This window comes from Mesorhizobium sp. P3_B5 (genome assembly GCF_056402815.1).
Genome location: NZ_JBFUGR010000046.1, coordinates 1 through 603 on the forward strand (window position 1 = coordinate 1; position 603 = coordinate 603).

Genomic DNA, 603 nt, shown 5'->3' on the forward strand with positions numbered 1-603 from the left:
CGGCATGGCAATGGCAACTGTGTTCACGTGAATGCGGTTTTGTCCCTGATGATAGCGTTGAGGGTGACCAGAAGCTTCCTTGCGACGGCGACGATGGCGAGTTTCTTTGATCCGGAACGTGCGGCAAGGGCGACGTAGAAAGCTTTGAACCGGTCATTGGCACGGATGGCGCCCAGCGCCGCCATGTAGAGAGCTCGTCGGACCCGCGGGCGACCACCGCCGATCTTGCTCCTGCGCTTGAGCTTGCCGCTCTCATTGTCGAAAGGGGCAAGACCGGCAAGGGCTGCGATCGACTTGGGCGATCGCCGGCCGAGTTCTGGCATGTGTGCCAGCAGAGAAAGGGCCGTGATCGTGGCGACCCCGGGCACGGAGACCATCAGCGCATAGTCGAGGGCGGTGTCCTCGGCTTGGCGAATGGTTTTGACGATCCGGCTCTCGAGCGCATCGATGCGTGTGTCGAAGTCGGCGATGACGTCTTGAAGGTCGTCGACAACGTCCGCGTCGAAGGCTTCGCTGAGATATCTCTTCAACCTCGCCCTGATCTCGACCAGATGGTCGCGGTGGCGAGCAAGCGACTGAAGGTGCTCGCCTTTCTCACAGGGC

General features: G+C 61.2%; 1 protein-coding gene. It reads right to left on the bottom strand.

Annotated elements, in window-relative coordinates; translation table 11 throughout:
• Positions 1-23: 23 nt before the first annotated feature.
• The coding region (locus AC1DVW_RS29695) for a transposase (protein WP_477327946.1) at positions 24-603 on the bottom strand (580 nt) is incomplete at its 5' end.